Here is a 5,139-nt window from a genome sequence, read left to right as displayed (position 1 = left end):
GACGAGTGCCTGGGACGAATGATCTTTCTGGGGCAGGCGTCGTTGCGTCGGGCGATCGGCGAGTTCATTTCGCACTACCACGCAGAGCGCAATCATCAGGGACTGGCGAATCGACTGATCCGCCCGCAGCCGCAAGAGGCGGAGAGCCACGGTGCGGTCCATCGCCGGCAGCGGCTGGGAGGAATGCTCAATTACTACTATCGCGCGGCTGCTTGAGGTTCTCGATCGAGAAAGTGGACATGACGCGCGTGGAACCGGCTGCAATTTCTCAGGTGACACCAAAGGGGTCGGCTACCCCCGCCCGAATGGTCTAGGCCGATTCAATCTGAGCGGTGTCGTCTATTCAGGCCCAGTATTGCCATCCCAATGCCCACGAGGGCGAGCGACACAGGCTCGGACACGTTTGCAACCGGGTTCACACTTTCGGGGGGTACAGATACTCCCGTGTAGCACGAGCGATCGGTTATCTCCCCAAAGACCACGGTATTGCTCGTGCCGTCGGTCACGGCGCCGATTCGTACCCTATCGAAGCAAGCATCGAATTCGGATTGCTCGTCGAGCACAATCGTATTGCTGTCTGCATCGATTATAGGTTGCGCCGGAATGGTGATATCGGCGAGACAGAAGTCCATACCGATTTCACCAAGAATGATCGTGTTGCTCGTACCATCCGCTATCTGCGTCACCGGGGCCAGTTGCGCAATCCGCACGACATTCGCGCGAACAGCCACGCCCTCGCCAAACACGATTGTATTGGAGGATCCGTCGTTGATGGGAGAGTCGCCAAGGACTTGACCGCCTCTTATACAAAGCGAAACCCTGGTCTCTTCTCCGAATAGCAACGTATTGTTGCTGCCGTCGACGACGATGCTGATACCGGACTGGTCCGCCGAACCCAAGTATGCCAGCGCATGTGCCTGCGTCACGGCTATGCATGACAGGCTGATGAAAGCGGCAACTCGCATCAATTTCCCATGGAGAACCGGGAAGGAGCCGTCGCCCTTCTCGGTACGAACCGCATCATGCCAAAACGATGGCTTGACACGTGTAAGTACAAGTGCCGCAAACGTATTCATTCGGTAGTCCCTGCCAATGAACCCGGATTCGTCCGCGAGGTACAGAACCCTGTCGACACGGTCGTCAATGCAAAGGCAAGCTTCGTGCGAGGAATGCAATATCGAATGAGGTCAACCTGTTAGCGAAAGGGGAAGTGAGATGTTCCAAGCCCGCTGTCAAATTTCTCAACATGAAGGTCCGGCCTTCCGGGCAAGCGCGATGCTCGCCTGCGACTTCAGTCTCCGTGCTCATCTCCATCATCCCGTGCCCCGATGAAATATCCGGGCTAACGCCGGACGCAAACGTTCTTTGAACTCCTGACCGACCGCTCAGAGTCGCAACCCGTCCGATTGCGAGAATACGCGCGAAGGTGGATCGCTTCGATGTTCCATGCAGGAGATATATAGCTTGTGAGGGTAAAAAATGCCGGCCCGTGTTATCTCGGTATGCAGCAGCCCGATGCACTCGTCCTCCAAACCGACTCCCTCATGCATTACCCTGCTCCGGGGTCTTGGTGTCGAAGGAGATGCGCATTGCGGTGTCACTGTAAAGCATCGATCAAGAGTCGCGCGGAATCCATCGGAGCCCCATCTTCGCCAGGTTCACCTGATCCACTGTGAGCTATTCACAGAACTCGCTGCCAAAGGCTTTCGTATCGGCCCTGGGCAACTCGGCGAGAACAGCACCACGGAAGGGGTCGCTCTCCTCGATCTGCCGGTCGGCACGAAACTCGGGTTCCATTGGATTCGCTTTCTTCAAGTCGCGTAAGGCTGCGCCTAAACAGGCCACGCCATTGACCGCACCATGAAAGGCGTACCAGGCAGAGAAACAAACTGGACCTTACGGTAGTGCTTGGACAGCTTGCGGGTTGCGGTGGTCTGGTCGACGGCGAATTCTCCTAGTCGCATCGATCTAAACCAAGCATCATCATCGGCGCGCCGTATTCGATATCCGAACTGCGCCGGAAGCGGCATCACGGCAACCAAACCCGCGCCCGCACCGAAACGCTTGATCAACTCCCGCATCACGGCTAAGCCCAGCCCGCGTCCACGCATTTCAGGTAGTAGCTCGAGCCGATCGAGCACCAAGAGATTTCCTCTTACCAAGTCACCGCCAAGCGCCCGAGAAACTCTCTCGGTGAAATCCATCTCCGCAATGGTTAAGGTGCGCGTCCTCCAAGAGGTGCGAAAGCACATGAGTCTTACTGACGAGGAATTTCGCCAGCTCGTCATCAACATTCTTCGCGAGCATATGGAAGTCCATAGTTCATTCTCTGCGGCCTGGGTCGTTGCAGAGCCACTCGAGAGCTTGCCGATCCAAGTGACGGCGACGATGGTCGGAGACCAAATGCGACACAGGGTGGTGGACGACTTCATCGCCGCAGCGCGGAGACTGCTTGTGAACGGAGCGGAAGGAAGCTCCTTCGCAGAGGAACAGAGAAAAGCATTGTAATGGAGCGGCAACGTTTGGCATGAAGCATGTTTACGCGCTCGACGCCTCCTGATTTAGACCGGCGCGGTTTCCTCAAGCGCGTTGTCAATCTTCAAACTCTTACGCCGTCACCCCGCGCAGCCTGTCAGCGTAGATTTCTAGCTCTCGAGCGCTGTACCGGCCGGTGAGTCGGTACGCCGCGAACGCGTTGAGCAGCCCGAGCGCATCCGTGCCGAGTGCCCACAGGTCGGCGTCGCTCAACCTCATTCCTCTACCACGCGGGAAACCACGTCCGATGCGGCCTGACGCACGCCCCACAGCATCGCCCCTGGTATCGGTACGCCGTGGAGGAGCGCTCCGCTGACTTTAGCGGCAGCCGCCAGCGCCACGTCTTCGGCGGGCTGCACCAGTTGCTGTACAGAGGATCGGGAGGTTCCTAGCGAGGCCCCACGCGACTTGCGGTTCGCTTGTAGGTCGAACCACTTATCGGCGATGAGCTGCGGCGTCGGGATGATCCCCCTACGGCGTGCCGCGTCGACGATGGCGGCGAAGTCCTTCTCCGGGATGGAGGACAGCTTGAACTGGTGCCCGTCCACCGGAATGATCGTGTTGCGGAGATCCTCGGGCGAGAGCAGCGGCAACGGCACACGCGTGTCGCGGAACCAGCCGTCGACGAGCACCTTCTCGTCGAGCGCCTTGCGCATGATCTCGGCCTTGCCCTCGCGGGCGAGTGCCTTGCCCGTTGCGCGTTGCTCCTGGTCGATGAGCTGCTCGACGTGGTTCTGCAGCCGCACCAACGTATCCTTGTCCTTGATGCCGGCGTCGAGCGCGATCACGTCGAATTGTTGCTTGTCGATCTTGGCTTCGGCCAGCTTGGCGGGGGGTCTTGTTGAAGCTGTCCCACTTGGCGATGAGCGACTTCGTATGCTCCGACCCGAGCACCGGCAGCAGGTTGATGACTTGATTGCGCGTCATCGCCGCGAGCACCTCGGGATCGCTCAGGCGCCGCGCCGCGTCCAGTCCTTCGCGGCCGAGACGGCGGTCGCGGCGTGCCTCTTCCGCGTCTGCCCGAGCCGAGTACGACGCGGCGCGGCTGGCCTGCGCTGCGCTCTGGCGCTCCATGTGCTCGGAGAGCTTGCGCTGCGTCTCCGGGGGCAGTGCCAGGAACTCGGGCATGCGCAGCACCTGCGAGCGCGGGGCGCCCTGCATCAGCGCGTTTACGCCCGCCTCCAGCCCCTCGGCGCGCTCGCGCCGGCTGTCCTTGAATGCGCTGGCGCGGTCGCGCAGTCCGGAGATGGCAACCTTCACCGCGGCGTCGTTGCCCTTGAGCGCCGTGCGCAGTTCCTCTTCCATCTTGTCCAGCTCGACGGGGGTGCGATCGTTCCTCGGGCCGCGGGTCGCCAATCGCGGCATTGAGCGCTTCGAGCGAGAAGAACTGGCGATGACGCAGCCGGGCGAGGATCCAGCGCTGCACCACCAGCACGCCGTTTTCCACGGCGGCTTTGTCCCGAGGGTGTTTGGGACGCGCCGCGAGAACCGCCGTGCTGTAATGACGGGCGAGATCCTCGTAGGTCGAGGTGCATTCGGGCTCGTAACGACAGGCAAGCTTGATCGCGCTCTTCAGTTGGTCCGGGATCAGAAGCGCGGGTACACAGCCCAGGAATTCGAAACAGCGCACATGCGAGGCGATCCAGTCGGGCAACTTGGCTCAGCGTCGCCTCGGCGTAGGTGTAGGCCGAGGCCCCCAGCACGGCCACGAAGATCTCGGCGCGATGGATCTCGCCGCTGGCCGCATCGATGATGGGCACCGTTTGTCCCGAGTAGTCGATGAAGAGCTTCTCGCCGGCGCGATGCACTTGGCGCATCGAGCGCTTCAGGCTCGCGGCAAAGCGGTGATAGAGCAGGCAAAACTGGCTATAGCGATACACCTGGCCGGCATGGGCGGCGGCGTATTCCTCCCACAGCAGCATGAGCGTCACGCCCTTGCGCTTGAGCTCTTGGTGCAGGTGCGCAAAGTCGGGCATCGCATGACGCTCGACGTGCGGCGCGGCGCGCGGAAACAGCAGCGCCTCAAGCTGGGCGTCGTCGCATTGCGCCGGGGGCGGCCAACCGATTCCGGATTCGCGCGCTCGGCGCAGGTACTCCGTCACCGCCCCTTTCGATATACGGGTGGCGGCGGCGATGCGTTCGTGGCTGAAACCGGCCTCAAATCTCAGGCGTAGGACTTCGATGATCTTGCGCATGGCTCTCCGAGGACGGGGCATTGGCTGCTTCTCCGAAAAAAGTCGGAGAGGCTACCCCGCCGTGAATGGAAATCCAGCGCTGGACCGGGGAGGTTCAGCTCGGCCGCTTGCGGCCGGTCAGATTCGATCGGAATCCACGGTCAGAAACGATCGGAATCCGTGGTCAGTTTCGATCGGAAAGAGCGGTCAGAAATGATCGGAAACCGCGGTCAGATTGGTCCGGAATACGCAACTGGACGCAAATTCTACGCAAAGGCGGGATTCAGCTGGCCGTGGCGTCGCTCGGATCCAGCATTTTCAGAGGTCGCGCCGGCTCGGCCGTGGAACGATCTCTATGGCGCCCGCATGGCTCTGCGGCTTTGACACAGCGCGCAGCGGCGCGCATCATTTGCCGCACCCAATCGAGGGG

General features: G+C 60.9%; 6 protein-coding genes and 1 pseudogene. 3 read left to right on the top strand and 4 right to left on the bottom strand.

Translation table 11 applies throughout. The features are described 5' to 3' along the window. The first annotated feature begins 18 nt into the window (after positions 1-18). A complete protein-coding gene (locus tag GEV05_30475) occupies positions 19-216 on the top strand; it encodes a hypothetical protein (GenBank protein MPZ47606.1) in 198 nt (65 codons plus the stop codon). Positions 217-320: 104 nt separating this feature from the next. On the opposite strand, the gene GEV05_30470 is transcribed toward GEV05_30475, so the two are convergent. Further along, positions 321-1,076, bottom strand: a complete 756-nt coding sequence (locus GEV05_30470) for a hypothetical protein (protein MPZ47605.1) — start codon at positions 1,074-1,076, stop codon at positions 321-323. Between the two features lie 472 nt (positions 1,077-1,548). On the opposite strand from GEV05_30470, the pseudogene GEV05_30465 reads away from it, so the two are divergent. Continuing rightward, positions 1,549-1,788 (top strand): annotated as a pseudogene (locus GEV05_30465) (MOSC domain-containing protein). Positions 1,789-1,832: 44 nt separating this feature from the next. Here GEV05_30465 and GEV05_30460 read toward each other — a convergent pair. Further along, positions 1,833-2,141 carry a hypothetical protein gene (locus tag GEV05_30460; GenBank protein MPZ47604.1) on the bottom strand — a complete coding sequence of 103 codons (309 nt, stop codon included), beginning with the start codon at positions 2,139-2,141 and terminating at the stop codon, positions 1,833-1,835. A 52-nt stretch (positions 2,142-2,193) separates the two neighbouring features. On the opposite strand from GEV05_30460, the gene GEV05_30455 reads away from it, so the two are divergent. Beyond that, positions 2,194-2,508 carry a hypothetical protein gene (locus GEV05_30455; protein ID MPZ47603.1) on the top strand — a complete coding sequence of 105 codons (315 nt, stop codon included), beginning with the start codon at positions 2,194-2,196 and terminating at the stop codon, positions 2,506-2,508. Positions 2,509-2,750: 242 nt separating this feature from the next. Here the strand turns inward: GEV05_30455 and GEV05_30450 are convergent, their stop codons facing one another. Both GEV05_30450 and GEV05_30445 read right to left on the bottom strand, forming a co-directional pair. After that, positions 2,751-3,323 (bottom strand): hypothetical protein, encoded by a 573-nt coding sequence (locus tag GEV05_30450; protein ID MPZ47602.1) that lies wholly within the window; start codon positions 3,321-3,323, stop codon positions 2,751-2,753. 468 nt (positions 3,324-3,791) lie between these two features. Beyond that, positions 3,792-4,730 (bottom strand): hypothetical protein, encoded by a 939-nt coding sequence (locus GEV05_30445; GenBank protein ID MPZ47601.1) that lies wholly within the window; start codon positions 4,728-4,730, stop codon positions 3,792-3,794. Between the last annotated feature and the right edge of the window lie 409 nt (positions 4,731-5,139).

The sequence above is a fragment of the Betaproteobacteria bacterium genome, assembly GCA_009377585.1.
Taxonomy (GTDB): domain Bacteria; phylum Pseudomonadota; class Gammaproteobacteria; order Burkholderiales; family WYBJ01; genus WYBJ01.
This window is presented reverse-complemented; position numbering and strand designations above follow the sequence as displayed.

Bases quoted from the DNA above. Each gene is read 5' to 3' on its own strand.
- GEV05_30475 (MPZ47606.1), top strand. From the start codon at position 19: ATGATCTTTCTGGGGCAGGCGTCGTTGCGTCGGGCGATCGGCGAGTTC.
- GEV05_30470 (MPZ47605.1), bottom strand. From the start codon at position 1,076: ATGAATACGTTTGCGGCACTTGTACTTACACGTGTCAAGCCATCGTTT.
- GEV05_30445 (MPZ47601.1), bottom strand. From the start codon at position 4,730: ATGCGCAAGATCATCGAAGTCCTACGCCTGAGATTTGAGGCCGGTTTC.